Consider the following 21,688-nt stretch of genomic DNA (forward strand, 5'->3'; position numbering starts at 1 on the left):
ACCAGGATAAAAACGGCCGGGCTACCTACACCAGCCGCTCGAGGCGGGCGACCGCCTCTTCCACATAATCGAGGCTCTCCTGCCAGAAGGCGGGCTCACGAATGTCGACCCCCAGGTGCTTCTCCACCAGCTCTTCTGCGCTCATGCGGCCGGTGTCGCGCAGCAGCTCCCGATAGGCGTGGACGAACTCGCGCCCCGCCCGCGCCTGCTGGGCATAGAGCCCCAGGCTGAACAGGTAGCCAAACAGATAGGGGTAGTTGTAGAACCCGAGCTCGGCGATGGAGAAGTGGCCCTTGCTGGCCCAGAACAGCTCGTCATATTGACTCAGGGTGTCACCATACCACTGCTGCTGCGCCGATTTCATCATCTGCCGCAGCTGGCCGGCCCCCACGTAGCCCTCCTCCCGCGCCGCCACCAGGGCCCGTTCGAAGGTAAAGCGGGCCGGCACGTCGAGCAGCAGGCTGGCGGCCCGCTCCCCGTCCAGCCAGGCGATAGCCCGGCGCTGCTCCATGTTGTCGGTGGCCGCCAGCAGGGCATCGCGCACCAGCGCCTCGGCAAACAGGGAAGCTGTCTCCGCCAGCGTCTTGGGGTAGTCACGCTGCTCCAGCGGCAACTCCCGCATCAGCCAGCTGTGCCAGGCGTGCCCCAACTCATGAGCGAGCGTGATGACGTTGTCCAGGGTCCCCTCGAAGGTGAGAAACACCCTTGGCTCGGGCGGCTCGGCATACTCGGTGCTGTAGGCGCCGCTGCGCCTCTGTTCGCTCGGGGCAGCGTCAATCCAGCCATTGGCCGCCATCATGCGGGCAAACGCCCCCATCTCGGGATCAAACCCGGCGAAGGCATCGGCCACCAGGGTCAGCGCCTGCTCGAAGCTGATGAGGCTGCTCGCCCCGACAGGCGCCGGGGCATAGAGATCCCAGGGGGCGAAGTCGTTGATCTGCTGGGCGCAGGCCATGGCACGCAGGGCGCGCCGCCCCAGCTCCTTGTGCTCGCCGGCCGCCGTCATCAGGGTCTCCAGGGTGGCCCGCTCCAGGTGCCCCTGATGGCAGGAGAGATCGAGCGCATCCCACTTGCGTTCCTTGCCGCGCTGGCGAGCCAGCTCGTTGCGCCAGCCGTTGATGGCGTTGAGGATGGCGGCCACCGTCTCCTGCTCCGCCTCCCAGGCCGCCTGGATGGCGTGCCAGGCCGCGGCGCGCCGAGACCGCTGCGGGTGGGCCAGCAGGTTGTCCGCCTGGGCCAGCCCCATGGGCTGCCCCTCCACCACCGGCCTGAGCCTTCCGACCAGGCTACCGTAGAGATCCCCCCACCCCTGCAGGCCATCCACGCTCAGCCCCGCGATCAACTGCTCGCTCTCGAGCGACAACCACTGATCTCGCTGGCGCCGGTCGTGGCGAATGGCGTAGGCGAGCTCGAACAGCTCGGGATCCTGCAGCAGGGCGCGCACCTGCTCCTCGGAGGCACGCACCCAGAACAGGGCCACCGGTTTGCAGAGCTGGGCCAGGCTTGCCTGCAACTGCTGGCCGCGGGAGAGCAGCAGCCGGGCCGCCTCGTCGCGCCCGTCCCGGCTGAGCCGGTTGTAACCGTAGGTCTGCCAGTTCCACTCCAGCAGGCGTACCTCGCGCCAGCAGGCCCGGATGGCCCGCAGCAGATGGCGCAAGGCATTGATGTCGTTGGTCTTGGGCAGTTCATCCAGCAGGGGTTGCAGGCGCTTCATGGCCTCGCTGACACGCTGAAAATCGGCATCGATCGCCGGGCAGTCGGGGGCGGCATAGATGTGATCATCCTGCCAAACGGGTGGTTTCATGACGTTCCTTGTCTGTTTGCATCCATGTGGGTTGACCCCGCCTCTGTGAGCGGGTGTCAACCGGATAGTACGAAAGGAGGCCGGCCCTTGCCTAGCCCCCATCCGAGGCAACAGACGAGACAGTATCTGACGGGATGACCCGCTATCGCGGAAATGCCCGCTGACAGTCAGGCCCCGGCACTATTTGGCGGGCTTGAGCTTACTCACCAGGGTCATGGCCAGCACCAGCACCAACCCGGCCACCACGCCGGCCACGGCGTTGAGCAGGGTCGGCGTCACCAGTGCGAGGGCGGCGCCGACCGCAGGCAGAGTGGCCACGGCAGCGGCAGCCCCTTCAATCAGGTGGTGCACGAAAGGCCAACCATGCACCAGGATGCCGCCCCCCACCATGAACATGGCGATGGTGCCGACCAGCGCCAGCAGGTGCATCAGCCGTGGCGCCGTCACCAGCAGCCCCTGCCCCACCGCCCGGCGCAGGGCGCCACCATCGGGCTTTTGCAGCAGGTGCAGGCCGATGTCGTCGAGCTTGACGATGAGCCCCACCAGGCCGTAGACCCCCACTGTCATCAATACGGCAATGCCCGCCACCACCGACAGTTGCAGTGCCAGGCTGGCTCCCTGCACGGTGCCGAGGGCGATGACGATGATCTCGGCCGAGAGGATGAAATCGGTGCGAATGGCCCCCTTCACCTTCTGCTGCTCAAAGGCAACCAAATCATCGGGAATGAGTGCAGTGTGCGCCTCCCCCTCGCTCGCCTCATGGGGCAGAAACTTGTGGGCCAGCTTCTCGGCCCCCTCGAAACAGAGGTAGGCGCCCCCCAGCATCAGGAGCGGGGTGATGAGCCAGGGCACCAGGGCGCTGATGGCGATGGCAGCAGGCACCAGAATAAGCTTGTTGCGAAACGACCCCTTGGCCACCGCCCACACCACCGGCAGCTCCCGCTCGGCGCGCACCCCGGAGACCTGCTCGGCGTTGAGAGCCAGATCGTCCCCCAGCACCCCGGCCGTCTTCTTCGCCGCCACCTTGGTCATCAGCGCCACGTCGTCAAGTACGCTGGCTATATCGTCGAGCAGGGCCAACAAACTGGTTCCGGCCATATCAGAGAATCCTTATGTCAGTAGAAGAGAGCTTCCCGCGGCACACCACGCCCTTGTTGGCCACGACGTTGGTCATCAACGCCACGTCGTCGAGTACGCTGGCAATATCGTCAATCAGGGCCAACAAACTGGTTCCGGCCATATCAGAAAATCCTCATCAGGGTAGTCAGGGTCCCACGGTTCACCGGCGGCAACTGCCGATGTCGAGAGCGATGCCGGCCGAAGGGGGATCCCTATTGCGGGAAAAGATGGCACAGTGTAACCAGAAGCCGCCCGTTCGGCAGCAACCACATCAGGGTCATTTGGCCTTGTTTCATCCGGTGCCCGCAGGCCCAAGGAGTGTTTCATGCAACCCTGGCAACCGCTGCTCACATTCTGGTTTGGCGAAGAGAGTGACGACGTCACCCGCGCCAAACGCCAAGCGCCCCTCTGGTGGGGCAAAAACAGCGATACCGACGCCCTGCTCGCCAGCCGCTTCGGTGACCTGGCCGCGGCAGCCGCCGCCGGTGAGCTCGCCCACTGGGCCGACGCGGCCGAGGGCCGGCTGGCCCTTATCCTGCTGCTGGACCAGCTGCCGCGCAACATCCATCGGGGCACCCCAGCCGCCTTTGCCCAGGATGCCAAGGCGCGGGATCTCTGCCTCAAGGGGCTCTCGCTGGGAGCGGATCTGGCGCTGCCACCGCTGGAACGGGTCTTTTTCTACCTGCCGCTGGAGCACGCCGAATCCCGCGAGCAGCAGGCCAGAAGCGTGACCCTGTTCGAGGGACTGGCAGCCGAGCAGGCAGCCGGCCCGGCGCGGGAAACCTTCGCCGGCTTTGCCGACTTTGCCCGCCGCCATCAGGTGATCATCGAACGTTTTGGTCGCTTCCCTCACCGCAACGCCATCCTGGGCCGCGCGAGCACAGAAGAAGAGGCCGCCTTCCTGCTGCAACCGGGTTCAGGTTTCTGACCCATAAAAAAATCCCCGCCAAGTGGCGGGGAGCTAGCACCCATCGTGATCACTGGATGCGATAACGAGAGATCTGCTGGTGAATATTCTCGGTGGTCACATTCAACTCTTCCGCCGCAGCCGATGTCTCTTCCGCCGTGCTGCTGGTCTGCTGAACCACCTGGGCGATCTGCTCCACCTGATGGGCAATGGACTCCGCCGCCGAGCTTTGTTCGCGAATCGCGATGGTGATCTCACCGACCTGATCCATGACGCGATGGGAAGCATGACGGATCTGGGTAATAATCTCCCCGCTTTCAGTGGCCATGGCCACCCCCTGCGCCACTTTCTCTTCCACCTGAACCATCTTGGTCACCGTGAGCTGGGAGCCCTGTTGAATCGCCTCCACTGTCTCCGAGATCTCCCTGGTCGATTGGGCCGTCCGCTCCGCCAGTTTGCGTACCTCGTCAGCCACCACGGCAAAACCTCGACCTTGTTCACCCGCTCGCGCGGCTTCAATGGCCGCATTCAACGCCAGCAAGTTGGTCTGCCCCGCCACATCGCTGATCACGTTCACCACGCCACCGATCCGGGAAATGCCATCACCCAATGCCGACACTTCACTGGAAGCCTGACGAATGGCCTCTGCGATCTCGTTGATGGCTTTCACCGTTCTGTCTATCGTGGTCCCCCCATCGCTGGCGAGCTTGCCGGATTCATTGGTGATGCGGCTGGCCTCCTGGGTTCGCTGGGAAATATCCGTGATGCTCACCGTCATCTCCTCCACCCCGGCGGCAATGAGACTGGTGGCATCGTTGGCCTGGCTCGCCGACGAGGCAAGGTGATGAGCCGCCTGGGAGAGCGACTCGGCCGTGCTCTTTATCTGCAGGCTGCCCACTGAAAACTCGGTAAAGGTTTGCTGCAAGGTGTCCAGCAGACGGTTGACGGCCGAGAGGGTCAGGCCAATCTCATCTTGCTGGGCCACCTTGGCCCGCAAGGTAAAGTTCAAATTGTGCTGAATATCGGAGAGCGTCGCCATCGCCAGCCGCAGTGGATTGGCGACCTGTCTGAACAACCAGATAAACAGCACCAGGGTCAATATTCCGGTACCGCAAGAAATAAACAGCATGGTCTGGAGGCTATTGTCGTAGTTCTTTTCACCCTGCAGTTTGACTGCAGCCCCCAAATCAATGTTGAATTTCACATGTTTATCTATGGCCTTGGAAAACTGTTCGAACAGTGGCATGACATTGCTGGCGATAAAGTCTCTGGCCTCGGTGTTTTTATTATCGCGAGACAATATCAGGACCTTTTCTATCTCCTGATAATATTGCTCAATGATGCGCTGATCATCCGTCGTCAGTTGCCGATCCTCTTCATTGGAGAGCATCTCTGCTTGGTATTTTTGCAACAGAGAGCGGATTTCAGTACGCAGATCTGCAATGCCCGTCTCAATCTGATTCATCTTGCTGTTGTCGGTATTGAGCACATGGGTCTGGATCAAGGCGTGCAATGCGTAAAAATCGGCTTGTACCTGTTTGATGAGGGAGATGCTGGGCACCGTATTGTCGGTGACATAACCGAGATCAGTGTCGGCAGCAGAGAGTCGATTGATGCTGAACCAGCTGAGAAAGGTCAGGGCCAGCATAACCAGCAGGGCAATGAGTTGAAGCCGGCGAGCAATGTTCATAAAGGCATACTCCGTTAATAAACTCCATTGCAGTGTAGACGATGGGCAACCTCCGGATGGCCCGTAAAATGTGCGCTTCCTTGCACATCTGTCACTGCTGCCAGCCCTCGCGCTTCACCCGCTGCCGATGGTCAGATCCAGGCCCGAAAATAACCTCGCTGGCTGAATGTGAATGCGAAAAAGACCCGGCTACGACTGCGCCGGCCAGCCAATAAAAAAGAAGGAAGACATGTCGTCTTCCTTCTCGCTACTTATATCCACTCGGGATGACCCGGCCGGCCCACGGTGTGACGGCCGTCGATGAAGGTCACGCCGCCTCCGCCAGCTCCTCTTCTTTTTTCTGGTAAGCCTGCGGCGTGAGCCCCAGCAGCTCCTGCACGGTGGAGGCCACGGTGATGGAGGAGATGGTGCCCACCAGGATGCCGGCAAACAGGGTGAAGGAGAAACCGTAGAGAGCGTCGCCGCCGAACAGCAGCAAGGCCCCCACCGTGAACAGGGTGGTACCCGAGGTGATCATGGTGCGGCTGAAGGTGGCCTTGATGGCCACGTCGGAGCAGTCGTGGATCCCCATCTGGGTGCGCGAACTGAGCAGGTCCCGCAAGCGGTCGGAGATGACGATGCTGTCGTTGAGGGAGTAACCGATCACCGCCATCAGGCCGGCGATGACGTTGAGATCGAACTCGATGTTGAACAGCGCAAGCAGCCCCAGCGCCACCAGACCATCGTGCAGCACCGACACCAGGATGCCGATGGCTTGGCGCCACTCGAAGCGCACCGCCAGGTAGGCGGAGATGGCGAGCGAGGCCACCAGCACCGCCAGCATCCCCTGCTGGAACAGCTCGGCGCCCACCTGGGGGCCGACAATGGTGGTGCGCAGCAGCTCCACCGGCAGGTTGAGCTGCTGGCCCAGCATCACCGCCAGCTCCTCGGCCGGCCAGGGCAGCTCGTGGGGCGGCAGCTTTATCAGCCACTCGCCGGGCACGCCGGCGCCATGCAGCTCGACTACGCCCGCCAGGGGGGCCGTCAACAGGGCGTTGAGCTCATGGGCCTCCTTCAGGGTCTGGATGCGAAACTCCAGCAGGATGCCGCCGGTGAAGTCGAGACCGAGGGAGAGGCCGTTGATGGCAAGCACCGCGATGCTCGCCACGGTCAGCAGCACGGAGGCCCACAGGCCGATGTAACGCCAGCGGGTCAACCCCATGGCAATGATCATTCTCAGCATTCTTCTTCCCTCGACAGCAGATGGCTCTGGCTTCCCGCAGGGAAGCGCGTGACGCGGGCGCGGAGCAGGCTCGAACGCGCGGCGCGATGACACAGGTGGTGATCCGTCATGGTCACACCCTCAGCAGCTTGGCGCTGCTCTTGCCCCACAGGGGGTTGATGATGGCGCGCGTGCCCCAGATGCCGGTCACCATGCTGGAGATGAGGCCCAGGATCAGGGTGATGGAGAAGCCCTGCAGCGGCCCGGAGCCGATGGCATAGAGCACCACGGCGCAGATCAGGGTGGTGATGTTGGCATCGAAGATGGTGCGAAACGCCGAGCGATAACCAAAGTCGATGGCGTTGGCCAGCGAGCCCCCTTCCCGCAACCGGTCCTTGATCCGCTCAAAAATGAGCACATGGGTATCCACCGCCATGCCAACGGTGAGCACCAGGCCGGCGATCCCCGGCAGGGTCAGCACGGCCCCCGGCAGCACTGCCAGCATCCCAACCTGCATCAAGAGGTTGGCGATGAGCGCGGTGATGGCGACCCAACCGAACTTGCGATACCAGGCCATCATGAACAGCATCATGCCCGCCATGCCAAACGCCAGCGCGGTGAAGCCCGCCTCTATGTTCTGCAGACCCAGGGTCGGGCCTATGCTGCGCTCTTCCAGGATCTTGAGGGGCGCGGTGAGGGCGCCGGCCCGCAGCAGCATGGCAAGCTCCTGGGCTTCCGGTACGCTGCCAATCCCGGTGATGCGGAACTGGTTGCCAAGGGCGGTCTGGATGGTGGCGACGTTGATCACCTCGCTCTGGGCCCGCAGTTTGCCCTGGGCGTTGGTCTTGTACTCGGTGAAGACGGTGGCCATCGGCTTGCCCACGTGCTGGCGGCTGAACTGGTTCATCTTGCTGCCGCCCAGGCTGTCGAGCACGATGTTGACCTGGGGTTGCCCCATCTCGCCCATGTTGGCGCGGGCATCGACGATGTGCTCGCCGGTCAGCACCGGCTTGCGGGCCAGCCCCACCGCCTGACCGCTGCGATCCGCCATGAAGAAGCGGCTGTCGGCCTGGGCTTCGTAGAAGGCCAGCGAGGCGGTGGCCCCGATCACCTCTTTCGCCTGCTTGGGATTGTGCACCCCCGGCAGTTCGATGCGAATGCCGTCCTGGCCCTGGCGCTGTACCGAGGCCTCGACGATGCCAAGCTCGTTGATCCGCTTTTTCAGGATCGACAGGTTCTGGGTCACCGCGTTGTTGGCCAGCAGGGTGCGCTCGGCCTCGCTCATCACCAGCCGCAGCTCGTTGCCGCTGCGCTTGAGGGTCCACTGATCCTGGCGGGTGCCGGCGGAATCCTTGATGATGGTGAGCCAGGGCGCCTGATCGGCCACCTCAGGCAAAATCACCCTCACCTCCCCTTCGCTCACCCGGGCCACGTTGGCGCCGCGCAGGCGCGCCTCGCGAAACTGGGTACGCAGCATGTCCACCAGGTTCTTGGTCTGGTTGTCGATAACGAAGCTCAGATCGACCCCGATCAGCAGCTGGGAGCCGCCGCGCAAGTCCAGTCCGAGCTTGATGGGGGCGGCGCCGAGCTGGCTGATCCAGCCGGGGGCGTTGGAGTAGAACTCCAGGGTCAGCGCCGAGCTGTCATAGCCCTGCTGCTCAAGCAGCTGCTTGGCGCGCTGCTGCTCGGCCTGACTGGCAAACACCAGCTCGACCCGTTCGCCCTGCTGCACCAGCTTCTGCGGCTCGATGCGGTTGTCGGCCAGCAGGGTACGCTGCGCCTCGGTCAGGCTGGTCTGGCCGTGCAGACCGAGGGAGGGCTGCTCACCGAAGAAGGTGGGCAGGGAGTAAAAGGTAAAGGTGAGCAGCATGAGCAGCAGCAGGGCGTACTGCCACATGTTCATGCGGTTCAAGGTGATACGACTCTTTTTTCTCATGAAATCAGCCTCTGTCAGGAGAAGGCGGCGCACTCGCCACGCTGGCGGCACGCAAAAAAACAGGAATAAGACAGTGGCCCGTTCACGCGCGGTGAGCAGGCATCAGGAGGCGATGAGGTGGTGCGAAAGGACCGGACCCCATCGGGATCAGGCGAGGTAACTCTGACAGAAACGGTATTGCAGGTGCTGGCGTTGCAACCGGTGCCGATGGATGGTGGCAAACCGATCGCGGAAACTGTGTCTGCGATAGAAGAGGGCGGCATAGAACAGCAGGCCGCACAGCAGCAGCAGGATCGCCTGCTGGGACCAGCTGGTGACAAGCTCGTACACCACGCTGCCGGGCTGGTTATCGCTGCGCAGGGAGTGCTCGAGCCGCAGCAGGTGATTCTGGTACGAGCTGACAAACTTGACGATGCCGTCGTCGCTGTCGCTGGCACTGTGGATCACCTGGCCTGCGTCGGACGGCGCCGCGGCGTCATCCATCAACTGACCATGCTGGGCGTGATGCTGGGATACGGGCAGGGAAAACCCCTCCACCGAGAGGGTGGAGAACAACAGAGCGAGGGTGATGAGCAGGGTCATCAGCGCCAGTTTCACTTTGTCGGTCAGGTTCAAAAAGTTAATTCCCGCATAATAGAAAGGGCAAACTACCACAGGGGGTCCGTTGGAACAAGGATGAAGGGGGTCGCCAACCCCCTTCCCCACAGGCTGGCCGCAACCATTACCCCTCAGACATCTGCCTGAAATCGCGGGCATATCCCTTGAGCAGGCTGTAGAGATGGGCCCGCTGGGAGATGTCCAGCGACTGGCTGAGATCGCTCAGCCAGTTGACGGTGCGCTGGCGCGACTGATCGGTATAGCCGGTGAAGCGACCATCCATCAGACCGTCCCCCTGTTGCAGCAGGGCGGCGAGCTGGGCGCCGAAGTCCTGGCTCTGGCGCTGCTTCATCAGCCGGTCCAGCTCCTTGGTCCAGGCGGTCTGAAACTCAAGCCAGGGGGCCTGCAGTTCGTACTGCCACTGGGCCCACTGGGCCACCAGCGGAGCCTGGGCCGGTTTCACCTCGCCAATCCAGAACACCAGCCGCTCGTTCATCTTGTCGCGAAACTCCTTGAGCATCTCCTCCCTGGGCTTGTCGGCAAACTCCTTTTCCCGCTCGGCCTGACGGGTCAGCCTGTCCTTCATGAACATGGCCACCTGCGCCTCGGTCAGGGTGCGCGCCAGCCGCACCGCCCGCGGCACCGTGTCCTCCAGGGTACGGGTCAGGCTTTGCTGGGCCGCATCCAGATGGCGGGAGACCTGGGCCGGGGTCATGGGGCTCGCCACCGCCTTGGCCAGCGCATCGAGATCGTTGGCGTAGCGCGGCACCTCATACTGGCGGTGCCAGGCCATCAGCCCCTTCACTTCGTTGTCCAGCAGCCGCTTCTGGCTGCGATCCAGCGAGAAGTAGTCGTCCAGCTGCCAGACGATGGCCACGTCGAGCCAGTAATAGACGACCCGGGTGGAGCAGCCGGCCAGCAGCAGACAGAGCAGCAGCAGACTCCAGCTACTGGGCTTGCGCCAGGAAAAGGTGGTCACCATGCAGGGCTCCAATGTTGATGAAACAAAGTTGACGAAACGGATGATTCACAATGCCTGACCCTCTACTCCAGCCGCTGCCGGTTGAGATCGATCAGCGCCTGATAGTCGGGCCCCGGCTGCTGCTCGGCCATCAGCAGCGCCCACAGCAGACCTATGTAGTCGACCCAGGGCAAAAAGGCCCGGCTCTGAAAGCCGCGCGGGCCGACTGGCTGCCCTGCCCGCTCGCAGTAGGCCTGCTCCAGCGCCTCGCGCTGGGCCTCCTGCCAGTTGTGGGTGCGCTGGATGCTGGCCACCTCGAAACCGGGATGCCCGGCGGCGCCATACTCCCAGTCGATGACCCAGGGCCGGCTCCCCAACAAATTAGCCGGATTGAGATCATGATGGCAAGGGAGCCAGCAATCGGCAGGCTCGCGGCTGGCCAGCAGCCCCCGCTCCAGCGCCGGCAACCAAGCCGGCACCCGGGCCAGCCGGCCACGATAGCCGGCGCTGTGAGCCCGCACCGCCATCACCACGCTCGGCACCGGCAACCGGTGCAGCCGCGTCAGCACCCCGGCCAACAGCGCTGGCTGCACCTCGGCCGGGGGCGGCGCCACCAGCCAGTTCGGCTCGTCGCACCAATCCAGCAGCATCAGGCCAGTGGCGGGATCGCTGTGATGGCAGGGCAAGGCCAGCCCCTGTCCCACGGCCCCCTGATAGAGCTGCCATTCGGTGGCCCGATCGATGCCAAGGCGCACCGGATCTGGGTGGCCCTGGCGCAAAAAGTGACTGCGCCCCGAGGGGAGGCGCAGTCGATAGTTGCAGTTGGTCAGGCCACTGGCCAATGGCGCCAGCCGGCCCGAGCGCCAGGGTGGCGGCAGACGGGCCAGCAGGGCGCGCTCGGCGGCCTCCGGAGAGGCCTCGCTCGACTTACCAGCCAAAGGTGGACTTCTTGGCCTGCTTGCGGATCTCCTTCTGATCGGCCCACAGCAGCTCGCCGTTTTGCAGATCCATCAGGTTCATGGTCATCTGGTAGTAGACATCCTTCACCTTGCCGTTGTCCTTGACGATGCTGGCGAGGTTGCCATAGACCATGTAGCGGGCGCCGGTCTGCTTGCCCAGGCGCACCATGGAGGCAGGATCCACCATGCCGCTGCTCTGCTGATATTCGAGCTGCTGCTTGACCGCCGCCACCTTGCTCATGTCGACGAAGCGGAACTTGCCGGCGCGCAGCAGCTTGGTGCGGATGGTGTCGGTGATGGCCTCGGTGTCGATGTGCTCGGAGGTCTTGTTGCGGATGGAGTCCATGAACATCACCGGACGGCCGCCGGCGGTGATCTCGCTGGTGGCCGGCGACGCCAGCATGGAATCCGCCATCTTGTCGGCGATGGCCTGCAGATCGCTTGAACCGTAATCGACGGTCACCGTCTCGGTTTCGGTCGGATCGCCATAGCTGACGGTGGTGCTGGAGCAGCCGCCCAGCAGCAGGGCGCCAGTCAGGATCAGCAGGGCATGATTCATTTTCATCAGTAGGATTCCTCAATTACTTCGCGTACGTAAATCCGGTAGCCCCGGGCGGCCGGGCTCGGCGCCAGGGCAGACAGGGTGCGGGTCTGATAGCCGTGCAGCTTGAGCGGCGTCCAGCCGCGGCCATCGCTGGCCACCTCCTGCCCCGCCTCATCATACCAATAGAACAGGTACTGCAGCTTGTTGTCACCGCGCTGGGTGCTGGCCGCCGCCACATTGACCTGCAGCAGGCCGTTTTGTTCGCGCCGGCTGAGCTCGGTCAGGGTGACATTGACGTTTTGATGCTGCTCCGCCACTGGCGCGGCGCCCGGTGCCCCATAGAGCGCCACGCCGGAGGTATTGGTGGCGCAGCCCGCCAGCAGCAGAACTAGGCCCAGAGCCAACCCGTGTGCTTTCATCTTGCTCTCCTTGCCGGCGACCCCGATGGGCCCGACCGGTCACTCATGTGTATTGCCATCGTTCGCCGTTACAGCGGCATCACCCGCGTCGTCAGCCCGGCACCGAGCCGCTGCACCCACACCAGGGTGGTACGTCCCTGGTGAATGGTGAGCGGCAATTGCCGCTGGGCTGCCCCCGCCCCCAAGGTGAGCTTCACCTCGCCCGCCGGCAGCATCCCCTGCCAGCTCGCTGCCTGGGCCGGCAGCGTCAGCCAGCTGCGGGTATCCGCCCGCTCCGAGAGGGTATTGAAGATGCCGACCAGAATATTGCCCACATCGCCCCCCTCCTTGGCGGCGGTACGCCGCACCTGCTCCTTGGCCACCAATCGCAGCGCCTGGCGGGTCAGCATGCCGGGCAGCCGCTCCTGCAGATCTTTGGCCGCCAGCGCCTCCAGCCTGACCAGCTCGCTGGTCTGCTCGACCCGCTTGCCCACCGACACCGTGAGCGGCCCGGTGTCGCTGGCCCGATTATCGTAATAGGGGATGGCGACGGTAAAGGTGCGAAAATCGCCGCCGGAGGTGGAGATAGGCAGCGGCAGGAACAGCTCGCGCCGTGCCGGGATCAGCCCATCTTCAAACAGTACCACCAGCTGGCCCTGATCCTTGGCCAAGGGCGGTGCCTTGCGGCCCACCTTTTTCTCGGTTTCTCGTATCTCGTCCGCGGCACCACGAAGCACAGCCAGGCGCAGCAAGGCATCCTGCAGGCTCCGGTTGTCCGGTGCTATCTGGTAGCCACGCTGATAGTCGACCCAGGCATCGTTGAGATCGCCAGCCGCCTCATAGAGCACGCCGGAGAAATAGAAGGTGTAGGCGTTCTGGAAACCGTTCTTGACCCGCCCGATCAGCCGGTCCAGCTCGGGGGCGCCGCGCGACATCAGCTGGCGCATCTCCCCTTCTGCCTCGGCCTCTTCGCTCTTTTGCTTTGCCTTGCGCACCTCGTCGGCTCGCCGTTTGAGGGCCTGCTCCTGCACCTGGTTGGCACGGCGCACCTCCACCAGGGCGCCCTCGGCATCCCCGCGCTGCAGGTAGTTGAGAGCCAGATAGTGGTGCAGCATGGTGCGCTCGTAATCGGGCGCCCGGTAGGCCATGGTCTGGTCGTTGGTGAGCAGGCTGCCCGCCTGGGCCAGCCCCTGGCTGACCCGGTACTCGGCCTGATTGTCTTCCCACGCCAACCGGCTGTCAGCGGCTGCAAAGGCCTGCTTGCTGGCGGCATCCTGACTCGCCAGCCAGGCGATACGCCCCTGCTCCAATCGGTCCAGCACATAGGTATCGTCCCCCGGCGTGGAGTCGCGCACCTCGGGCAGCGCCTCGGCGGCATGACCCAGCAACAGCTGGTTGCGCAGCGGCACCATCTGATCGGAATAGGAGACGAACATGTCTTGCCAGTGGGAGGCACAGCCCCCCAGCAGGGAACCGGCCAGCAGCAGACCGGCCAGTGGCAGGCGCGGCATCACAGGCTGAGCAGGGGTCCCAGCGGCTGGCCGCCGACCAGATGCAGGTGGATGTGGTAGACCTCCTGCCCGCCGTGGCGGTTGCAGTTCATGATGAGGCGATAGCCATCCTCGGCAATGCCCGCCTCGCTGGCCAGCTTGCGGGCCACGGTGAACATCCGGCCCAGCGCCAGCTCGTGATCCGGCTCCACGTCGTTGACGGTGGGGATCAGCACGTTGGGGATGATCAGGATATGGGTCTTGGCCTTGGGCTGGATGTCGCGAAAGGCGGTCACCAGGTCGTCTTGATAAAGGATGTCGGCGGGGATCTCTTTGCGGACGATTTTGCTGAAAATGGTTTCTTGCGCCATGGATAACTCCTTTATATGAAAAAGAAAATTCAATGCCTGTCTCAAGCGGTTCCAACGCCCATCATCGAGGCCCGGCAAGTGTGACACAAGCCGACATTTGACACAGCCGTTGTCCCATTCTCTTCAGTTATTGTTAAAAATACCGATAGCCGGAAGACGTCTGCCGACGTTGCTCGCCCACAGTGGTAGCAGGGTATCAAATGGACGGGGTATTCAGGCAAGGGACTTTTGCATATACAGCGGGACAATAATGAAACAAACAATGTCAGACCTCTCCATCTTGCAGAGGGTCTATCTTGGCTTTGCCATCCTGGTGGCCGTGATGGCGGCCACCTCGGTACTCACCTTCCGCAGCCAGAGCGAGCTCAATCAGGCGCTGGATCAGGTTACCCGGCAGACCATGCCGCTGGTGATCGCCAGCAGCCAGACCCAGATCAGCCTGCTCAGCGCCAACAAGTGGCTCACCGACGTGCTGACCGAGCAGGATCTCAAGCAGATCCCGGCCGAAGTGGCCGAGCTGCAGCAGGCCAAGGCGCAGGTCGACAAGACTCTCGCCACCCTCGCCCAACAGGCGGCGGAACACCCGGAGCTGCAGAGTGAGCTCGGCGCGCTCAACCAGCTGGTCAAGGACTACCTGCAGCTGACCGAGACCCTGCCCACCGAACACCAGGCCCTGCTCACCCGGCTCTACAAGGTGAACCAGGCCAAGGGCCAGTTCCAGGTCAGCCTGCCCCAGTTCAAGAAGAACCTGGGAGACATGATGATCACCATCGACGACAGCTTCATCAAGATGCTCTCCGAGACCCTGACCACCAAGCTCTCCGCCATTGAACTCTCCACCATGGATGCCCTCAACCAGAGCATCCCCGCCCCCATCGAGGCGGCGCTCAAGCGCAACAAGATGCAGATCGAGGGCTTCAACAGCACCATCAAGGATCTGCAGGGGGAGCTCAAGGATTTTGACAACAACATGGGCCACTACGTGCATGGCTTCGTGCGCGACACCACCGCCAGCGACGGCGTGCTGGCCCAGTACCTGGCGCTGATGCAGCAGCAGGAGCGGATGCGCGAGCAGAGCAAGCAGGCCGGCAAGCTCATCGTCAACATCCAGAGCAAGCTCGAGCAGATCACCGCCCAGAGCCAGCAGCTGATGAACAACAGCATCCGCGCCTCCGGCAAGGTGCAGACCCAGAGCACCCTCACCCAGGGGGTGGCGCTGGTCATCGCCATCACCATCGCCATCCTGGTGGCCTACACCCTCGGCAAGGCCATTCGCCGTCCGCTCAAGGAGCTGCTGCGGGTGCTGACCGAGGTGACCCAGGGCGACATGACCCAGCGCATCGGTTTTCGCAGCAACAACGAATTTGGCCGGCTCGGCAGCCAGGTCAACCTGCTGATCGAGCAGATGGGCGAAGTGCTGAGCCAGCTCTCCCAGGCCTCCAACCAGCTCAACAACGCCGCCCATGACAACCGCCACACCACCGAATCGGTGCGGGCGGATCTGGAGAAACAGCGCCAGGAGACCGCCTCGGTCGCCGCCGCCATGACCCAGATGGAGGCCTCGGTGCGCGAGGTGGCCCAGGCCGCCAACCAGACCCTGGAGCGGGTGATGGACGTGGAGAAAGCCTCCGAGACCGGCCGCAAGGTGATGGCCGGCAACATCACCACCACCCACCAGCTGGCGGGCAAGCTGCAGCAGACCGGCAAGGTGATTGGCGATGTGAGCGCCATGAGCGGCCAGATCGGCAACATCCTCGACGTCATTCGCGGCATCGCCGAGCAGACCAACCTGCTGGCCCTCAATGCCGCCATTGAAGCGGCGCGGGCCGGCGAGCAGGGGCGTGGCTTTGCGGTAGTGGCCGACGAGGTGCGCAGCCTGGCCGGGCGCACCGCCCAGTCCACCAGCGAGATCCAGACCATGATCGAGAACCTGCAGCAGGGGGTCGCCAAGGCGGTCACCGTGATGCAGGAGTGCTCCCGCGAGATGGACAGCTGCATGGATCAGAGCTCCCACGCCAACAACGCCATGGAGGAGGTGCAGGGCATAGTGGTGCTCATCAGCGACATGTCGAGCCAGATTGCCTCCGCCGCCGAGCAGCAGCAGGCCACCAGCGCCGACATCGCCACCAACCTCAACCGCATCTCCGATATCTCGGATCTCAACTACCAGGGGATCGAGCGGGTGGCCGAGACCAGCCAGCAGCTCGACTCGCTGGCCGAGCAGCAGGAGAGCCTGGTCAAGCGCTTTAGGCTCAGCGCCTGACGCCAACCCCGGCAACGACAAGGCCCCGCAGATGCGGGGCCTTGTTTTTTACTGGCAAGCGGTGGGGGATCAGGCGTAGGCGATGGCGCCCTTGCCCACCCCCTCATAAGCCACGATCTTGACGAACTTGTCGCCCACGCTCTTCTTCACCTCGCGGGCGATGTAGTGGGCCAGCAGCTCGATGGTGGTGTCGGTGTCGATCATCTCCACCTCCGCCGCCGGCATGGCCAGCTGGAACAGCCCTTGCGGCGCCACATACTTGAAGCCGACGTAGTGTTCGCCAGCCTCTTGCAGGATGGCCCTGGCCTGCTCGCTCAACGCTAGATCGCCGAGGGCCACCCGATCCTCGTCGGTCCCCAGATAGATGTCGGCCCAGCGTTCGGCCCAGTTGAGCTCAAGCTCCTGGTCGCGCTCGCCGTCCACGTGGATCTCGATGGGAGAGCGGTGGCCGTGGGCGATGCGCTGGCAGTTACCGTCGTGCTTCTTGAGGCCGTGGCTGTAGTGATAGAAGGCGCCGTCGATGGCCTCCTGGCGCAGGGTCAGCGACAGATCCTTGATGTTGCCAGGCAGCCGCTTGGCCAGCACCGCCAGCAGATAGCGGGTGACGGACTCCTTGTCCACCTGGGGCGCCGGAATGAAGGCGAAGCCCTGGCTCGGGCAGCGCAGGTGGATGGAGCGACCGGGCCGCAGCAGATCGACGGTGCTCTCGTCATCGTCCAGCTGGGCCACCTGCACCAGGGGGCACTCGGTCGGCACCAGCAGCTTGTGATCCACCTCGTCGTCGATGATCGACTTGATCAGCTTCTTGACCCGGCCGAAGTCCAGCAACATGCTCATCTCGTTGAGCTCGCCGCTCATTTCGATGTCCACCAGCCAGCTCTCCCCCACCATACCGCGGCGTTCGCACAGGTAGCTGGAGTCGATCACGGTCAAATCTTTTACAAATAACTTCATCAGTCAGGCCTTGCTACAGAGAAAGGGCGGTTTGCGCTATTATGACCCGCGATTATCGGCAAAGGAACTGGAACCCCCCATGAACAAATTGCTTATCAAGAATGCCACCCTGGTCAACGAAGGCCGCATCTATGCCTCCGACGTGCTGATCGAGGGGGAACGGATCGCCCGCATCGCCCCGGATATCCAGGCGCCCGATGCAGTGGTGATCGATGCCGCGGGCCGTCATCTCATCCCAGGAATGATCGATGATCAGGTCCATTTCCGGGAACCGGGGTTGACCCACAAGGGGACCATCGCCAGTGAATCCCGGGCCGCCGTGGCCGGTGGCACCACCAGCTTCATGGAAATGCCCAACGTCAATCCCCAGACCACCACCCTCGACGCCCTCGAAGCCAAATACCAGATAGCCGCCAACTCCTCCGCCGCCAACTACAGCTTCTACCTCGGCGCCACCAACGACAACCTGGAAGAGATCAAGAAGCTGGATCCCAAGCAGTCCTGCGGCATCAAGATCTTCATGGGTGCCTCTACCGGCAACATGCTGGTGGACAACCAGGAGACCCTGGCTGCCATCTTCCGCGAGAGCCCGGTGATGATCGTCACCCACTGCGAGGACACCCCCACCATCAAGGTGCTGGAAGACGAAGCCCGCGCCAAATGGGGCGAAGATGTGCCGATGCGCGAGCACGGCCTCATCCGCAGCGCCGACGCCTGCTACAAATCCTCCAGCCTGGCGGTCTCCCTGGCCAAGCAGTACGGCGCCAAGCTGCACGTGCTGCACCTGACCACGGCGAAAGAGCTGTCGCTCTTTACCGCCACCCCGGATCTGAAGGATCTCAAGGACAAGAACATCACCGCCGAGGTGTGCGTTCACCATCTGTTCTTCAACGAGGCGGACTACGACACCCTGGGCAGCCAGATCAAGTGCAACCCGGCGGTGAAGAGCGCCGCCGACCAGCACGCCCTGCTGGATGCGGTGCGCAATGACGTGCTCGACATCATCGCCACCGACCACGCCCCCCACACCTGGGAAGAGAAGCAGAACAGCTACTTCAAGGCGCCGTCCGGCGTGCCGCTGGTGCAGCACTCCCTGCTGGCCCTGCTGGAGCTCTACCACAACGGGGTATTCTCGCTGGAGACCATCGTCAAGAAGACCTCCCACGCGGTAGCCGAGCGCTTCCAGGTGCAGGATCGCGGCTACATCCGCGAGGGTTACTTCGCCGACCTGGTGCTGCTGGATCTGGGCAAGCCCTACGTGGTCAACGACAGCAACCTGCTCTACCTGTGCGGCTGGTCGCCCTTCAACGGCTACCGTTTCCACAGCACGGTGGAGATGACCCTGGTCAACGGCCAGATCGCCTGGCAAAACGGCCAGGTCACCAACGAGGTGCTGGGCAAGCGGCTCACCTTCAACCGCTGATCCCTCTCAATCGGTGCCACCGTCACCATCACAGGCCGCCCACCCGGGCGGCCTGCTTGTTTTAAGGGGTTCTCAACCCCGCGATGGGCGGTTTTTGGGCAAGTGGCGGCACTTTGAGCGCCGATTGTTCGCAAAGCAGGCGAACGCACCGCCGCCGCGGTTTCCTTGTTGACAGGTCGGGTCCATCTCCATAAACTCAGCCCCCGTCAGCTCAGACTGACTTCGTCGGCGTGTAGCGCAGCCAGGTAGCGCACTGTCATGGGGTGTCAGGGGTCGGAGGTTCAAATCCTCTCACGCCGACCATCATTCCCCGAGAAAGGCCTTGTCAAACGACAAGGCCTTTTTTCTTTCAGGCGCGCCATCGTAGGAAGCGGCCCCCCGATTGTGCCCCCCATGGCTTTGTGCTGTAGTGAAGCCCTCTGCTGCCAACCGGTGATCGAGATGCCCTCTCCCCGTCCCTCCGTGCCCGTCCTGCTGCTGGCCTGCCTCTGCGCTGCCCTGCTGCTCGGCTGTGCCACCCCCTATCACAGCAAGCCCTCGTTCTGGAACGGCCAGACTGGCTTCTCCCAGACCCGGCTCGGGCCGGACAAGTGGCAGCTGGAGTTTGTCGGCAACGATCTGGTGAGCCGGGAAACCGCCCGCAAGTACGTGCTGAAACGGGCGGGTGAAGTGGCGCAAGCCGAAGGTTATCAGTGGCTTGAGGTCAATGAATTGACCCTGCAGCGGGATGCGGTCAGGGTAACCCCGAGCCGCCCCCTGTTCGGGTTCGATGATGACGAACCGGACCCCTTTCTGGATCAGCGCACCGTGGAGCATCGCATCTCGGCGCTGCTGGTCTTCACCCTCGCCAAACGGGCAAGAAACGACCAAAGCCTGAAAGCTGATTATCTTGCCAATATCAAAATAAACAGCGATTAATATAGACAAATTGCAAGATCCATATCACATACACCTAATGACAAGATAAAATTCTGCTACAAGGCGCTGGATTTACCCCCCCGGATTAGGCATGCTGCCAGCACACCGGCTGTCAGGAATCTACGGCTCGGATCACAAAAACGGACTGAAGTGGCACCCTTGCCGCTTGAAATGCGCTGCACTTATCAAAACTGGGACCCACCCCATGAAAATGAACAAACTGACGGTTGCCATCCTCATCGCAATGCTGGTTGGCATCCTCACCGGTCAGGGCTATCGGATGTTTGCCCCTGACCAGGCCGCCGGCTTTGCCAGCGACATCACCCTGCTGACCGACATCTTCCTGCGTCTCATCAAGATGATCATCGCCCCCCTGGTGTTCACCACCCTGGTGGTCGGTATCGCCAAGATGGGCGACACCCGTACCGTGGGCCGCATCGGCGTCAAGACCCTCGGCTGGTTCATGCTCGCCTCCCTGCTGTCGCTGACCCTGGGGCTGGTGATGGTTCACCTGATGCAGCCTGGGGTGGGGCTCTCCCTCTCCCTGCCCGATGACACCGCCAACTCCGGCGTGGTCGCCAGCGCCATCTCCCTCAAGGACTTCGTCACCCACGCCATCCCGAAAAGCGTGGTCGAGGCGATGGCCACCAACGAGATCCTGCAGATCGTGGTGTTCTCCCTCTTCTTCGGGCTGGCCGCCGCCGCCCTGGGGGACGCCGCCAAGCCAGTGGTGATGCTGATGGCCAGCGGCGCCGAGATCATGCTCAAGGTGACCGGCTACGTGATGAACTTCGCGCCGTTCGCGGTGTTTGGCGCCATCGCCGCCATGGTCGCCAAGGAGGGGCTCGGCATCCTCGCCACCTACGGCACCTTCATGGCCCAGTTCTACCTGGCACTGGGTTGCCTCTGGCTGCTGCTGATCGCCATGGGCAGCCTGTTCATCCGCCGCCGCATGCTGACTCTGCTGGCCCTGATCCGCGAGCCCATCCTGCTGGCCTTCTCCACCGCCAGCTCCGAGGCCGCCTATCCCAAGACCCTGGACAGGCTGGAGAAGTTCGGTTGTGACAAGCGTATCGCCAGCTTCGTGCTGCCCATGGGCTACTCCTTCAACCTGGACGGCTCCATGATGTACTGCACCTTCGCGGTGATGTTCATCGCCCAGGCCTACGGCATCGAGCTCTCCATGGCCCAGCAGATCACCATGCTGCTGTTGCTGATGGTCACCTCCAAGGGGATGGCCGGCGTACCGCGCGCCTCTCTGGTGGTGATTGCCGCCACCCTCAACCAGTTCCAGATCCCGGAAGCGGGCATCCTGCTGCTGCTCGGCATCGACCACTTCCTCGACATGGGCCGCTCCGCCACCAACGTGCTGGGCAACGCCATCGCCGCCAGCGTGGTGGCCAAGAGCGAAGACAGCCTGGGGGAAACCGCGCCGCTCGGCGAAGTGGATACCGCCAAGGCGTGATCCCCGCCATCCCATCAAAACGGCCCGCATCTGCGGGCCGTTTTCTTGTGCCTCATGGCAACAGCACGCTCCCTAGCACCAGCGCCGCACCCGCCGGCAGTAATCGGCATAGGCCTCGCCAAAGCGCCCCTGCAGCGCCCGCTCCTCCGGCACTATCTGCCAGCGGCTGAGCCAGCCCCACAGCAGCAGCGGACCGAGCCACACCAGCAGCCCGCCCAGATAACAGGCCAGCGCCATGGTCCAGCAGAGCAGCCCCAGGTACATGGGGTTGCGGCTGACACGAAAGATCCCCCCGGTGACCAGTGCACTAGCCTGCGCCGGGCGCAGCGGCGTCACCGTGGTGCCCTGGCGGCGAAAGCGCAGCACGCCTCCCAGCCCGAACAGGCTGCCGAGCATGGCCAGCAACAGGGCCGGTAGCGGCCAGCCACCGTTCACGTCACCCGCGCCCCATCCCAGCATGGCCGCCACGATCAGGCCAAACAGCAGCAACGGTGGTACCCGACACTCAAGACTCATCATCTATTGGCTCCCGGAAGGTGCCACGATCGGCACCTTGCGTTACACTCCCCGGCGGGAAAGCGCCGTGGAAAATTGACAAAGTTCATAACGATAACAATGCCTTGGCTACACTTTATCCCATCTGCATGAAAACGGTCACCCGCTGACCGTCATGCACCTCAACCCAAAC

The 21,688-nt window shown here is 63.2% G+C and carries 20 protein-coding genes and 1 tRNA gene; 6 read left to right on the forward strand and 15 right to left on the reverse strand.

Annotated features, from left to right (window positions below; translation table 11 throughout):
• Positions 1-25 precede the first annotated feature (25 nt).
• The 3 genes from I6L33_RS17545 to I6L33_RS17555 form a co-directional block, all read right to left on the reverse strand.
• Positions 26-1,804, reverse strand: a complete 1,779-nt coding sequence (locus tag I6L33_RS17545) for a M3 family oligoendopeptidase (protein WP_216973019.1) — start codon at positions 1,802-1,804, stop codon at positions 26-28.
• Between the two features lie 180 nt (positions 1,805-1,984).
• Entirely contained in the window at positions 1,985-2,902 is a 918-nt protein-coding gene (locus I6L33_RS17550; protein WP_216973020.1) for a DUF808 domain-containing protein, read from the reverse strand.
• A gap of 1 nt (position 2,903) precedes the next feature.
• Complete coding sequence (locus tag I6L33_RS17555; protein ID WP_017764238.1) at positions 2,904-3,044, reverse strand: hypothetical protein; 141 nt, start codon at positions 3,042-3,044, stop codon at positions 2,904-2,906.
• Between the two features lie 204 nt (positions 3,045-3,248).
• On the opposite strand from I6L33_RS17555, the gene I6L33_RS17560 reads away from it, so the two are divergent.
• A complete protein-coding gene (locus I6L33_RS17560; protein WP_216973021.1) occupies positions 3,249-3,851 on the forward strand; it encodes a DUF924 family protein in 603 nt (200 codons plus the stop codon).
• A gap of 49 nt (positions 3,852-3,900) precedes the next feature.
• Here the strand turns inward: I6L33_RS17560 and I6L33_RS17565 are convergent, their stop codons facing one another.
• The 10 genes from I6L33_RS17565 to hinT all read right to left on the reverse strand — a co-directional run bounded on the left by I6L33_RS17565 (position 3,901) and on the right by hinT (position 13,977).
• Entirely contained in the window at positions 3,901-5,520 is a 1,620-nt protein-coding gene (locus tag I6L33_RS17565) for a methyl-accepting chemotaxis protein (RefSeq protein WP_017784064.1), read from the reverse strand.
• A 307-nt stretch (positions 5,521-5,827) separates the two neighbouring features.
• Positions 5,828-6,742, reverse strand: a complete 915-nt coding sequence (gene secF / locus I6L33_RS17570) for a protein translocase subunit SecF (protein ID WP_005302136.1) — start codon at positions 6,740-6,742, stop codon at positions 5,828-5,830.
• Between the two features lie 112 nt (positions 6,743-6,854).
• Positions 6,855-8,657 carry a protein translocase subunit SecD gene (gene secD / locus I6L33_RS17575; protein WP_216973022.1) on the reverse strand — a complete coding sequence of 601 codons (1,803 nt, stop codon included), beginning with the start codon at positions 8,655-8,657 and terminating at the stop codon, positions 6,855-6,857.
• Between the two features lie 147 nt (positions 8,658-8,804).
• Positions 8,805-9,311, reverse strand: coding sequence for a hypothetical protein (locus I6L33_RS17580; protein ID WP_254204944.1), 507 nt, complete (start codon positions 9,309-9,311; stop codon positions 8,805-8,807).
• A gap of 67 nt (positions 9,312-9,378) precedes the next feature.
• Complete coding sequence (locus tag I6L33_RS17585) at positions 9,379-10,236, reverse strand: DUF6279 family lipoprotein (RefSeq protein WP_216973024.1); 858 nt, start codon at positions 10,234-10,236, stop codon at positions 9,379-9,381.
• 62 nt (positions 10,237-10,298) lie between these two features.
• Positions 10,299-11,153, reverse strand: coding sequence for a choline kinase family protein (locus tag I6L33_RS17590; RefSeq protein WP_216973025.1), 855 nt, complete (start codon positions 11,151-11,153; stop codon positions 10,299-10,301).
• A complete protein-coding gene (gene lpoB, locus I6L33_RS17595) occupies positions 11,143-11,739 on the reverse strand; it encodes a penicillin-binding protein activator LpoB (RefSeq protein ID WP_005302153.1) in 597 nt (198 codons plus the stop codon). The genes I6L33_RS17590 and lpoB overlap by 11 nt, the downstream gene beginning before the upstream one ends.
• Entirely contained in the window at positions 11,739-12,137 is a 399-nt protein-coding gene (locus tag I6L33_RS17600) for a YcfL family protein (RefSeq protein WP_017764229.1), read from the reverse strand. Before I6L33_RS17600 ends, lpoB begins: the two co-directional genes overlap by 1 nt.
• 68 nt (positions 12,138-12,205) lie before the next feature.
• The gene (locus I6L33_RS17605; protein WP_216973026.1) at positions 12,206-13,627 is read right to left on the reverse strand and encodes a COG3014 family protein; all 1,422 of its coding nucleotides are present in this window, start codon (positions 13,625-13,627) and stop codon (positions 12,206-12,208) included.
• The gene (gene hinT / locus I6L33_RS17610) at positions 13,627-13,977 is read right to left on the reverse strand and encodes a purine nucleoside phosphoramidase (RefSeq protein ID WP_005302161.1); all 351 of its coding nucleotides are present in this window, start codon (positions 13,975-13,977) and stop codon (positions 13,627-13,629) included. Before hinT ends, I6L33_RS17605 begins: the two co-directional genes overlap by 1 nt.
• 262 nt (positions 13,978-14,239) lie before the next feature.
• Between hinT and I6L33_RS17615 the strand changes: the two genes are divergently transcribed.
• The gene (locus tag I6L33_RS17615; RefSeq protein ID WP_247656432.1) at positions 14,240-16,240 is read left to right on the forward strand and encodes a methyl-accepting chemotaxis protein; all 2,001 of its coding nucleotides are present in this window, start codon (positions 14,240-14,242) and stop codon (positions 16,238-16,240) included.
• Between the two features lie 69 nt (positions 16,241-16,309).
• On the opposite strand, the gene I6L33_RS17620 is transcribed toward I6L33_RS17615, so the two are convergent.
• Positions 16,310-17,194, reverse strand: a complete 885-nt coding sequence (locus I6L33_RS17620) for a 6-carboxytetrahydropterin synthase (protein ID WP_216973027.1) — start codon at positions 17,192-17,194, stop codon at positions 16,310-16,312.
• Positions 17,195-17,273: 79 nt separating this feature from the next.
• On the opposite strand from I6L33_RS17620, the gene I6L33_RS17625 reads away from it, so the two are divergent.
• The 4 genes from I6L33_RS17625 (at position 17,274) to I6L33_RS17640 (ending at position 21,000) form a co-directional block, all read left to right on the forward strand.
• Entirely contained in the window at positions 17,274-18,617 is a 1,344-nt protein-coding gene (locus I6L33_RS17625) for a dihydroorotase (RefSeq protein WP_213343586.1), read from the forward strand.
• A 226-nt stretch (positions 18,618-18,843) separates the two neighbouring features.
• Positions 18,844-18,920 (forward strand) — tRNA-Pro (locus tag I6L33_RS17630).
• Positions 18,921-19,058: 138 nt separating this feature from the next.
• On the forward strand, positions 19,059-19,535 hold the full coding sequence (locus tag I6L33_RS17635) for a hypothetical protein (RefSeq protein ID WP_048018426.1): 477 nt from the start codon (positions 19,059-19,061) through the stop codon (positions 19,533-19,535).
• Between the two features lie 205 nt (positions 19,536-19,740).
• Positions 19,741-21,000, forward strand: coding sequence for a dicarboxylate/amino acid:cation symporter (locus I6L33_RS17640; RefSeq protein ID WP_213343587.1), 1,260 nt, complete (start codon positions 19,741-19,743; stop codon positions 20,998-21,000).
• A 72-nt stretch (positions 21,001-21,072) separates the two neighbouring features.
• Here the strand turns inward: I6L33_RS17640 and I6L33_RS17645 are convergent, their stop codons facing one another.
• Positions 21,073-21,519, reverse strand: a complete 447-nt coding sequence (locus I6L33_RS17645; protein WP_213343588.1) for an isoprenylcysteine carboxylmethyltransferase family protein — start codon at positions 21,517-21,519, stop codon at positions 21,073-21,075.
• Between the last annotated feature and the right edge of the window lie 169 nt (positions 21,520-21,688).

The organism is Aeromonas sp. FDAARGOS 1403, from assembly GCF_019047325.1.
GTDB lineage: Bacteria > Pseudomonadota > Gammaproteobacteria > Enterobacterales > Aeromonadaceae > Aeromonas > Aeromonas dhakensis.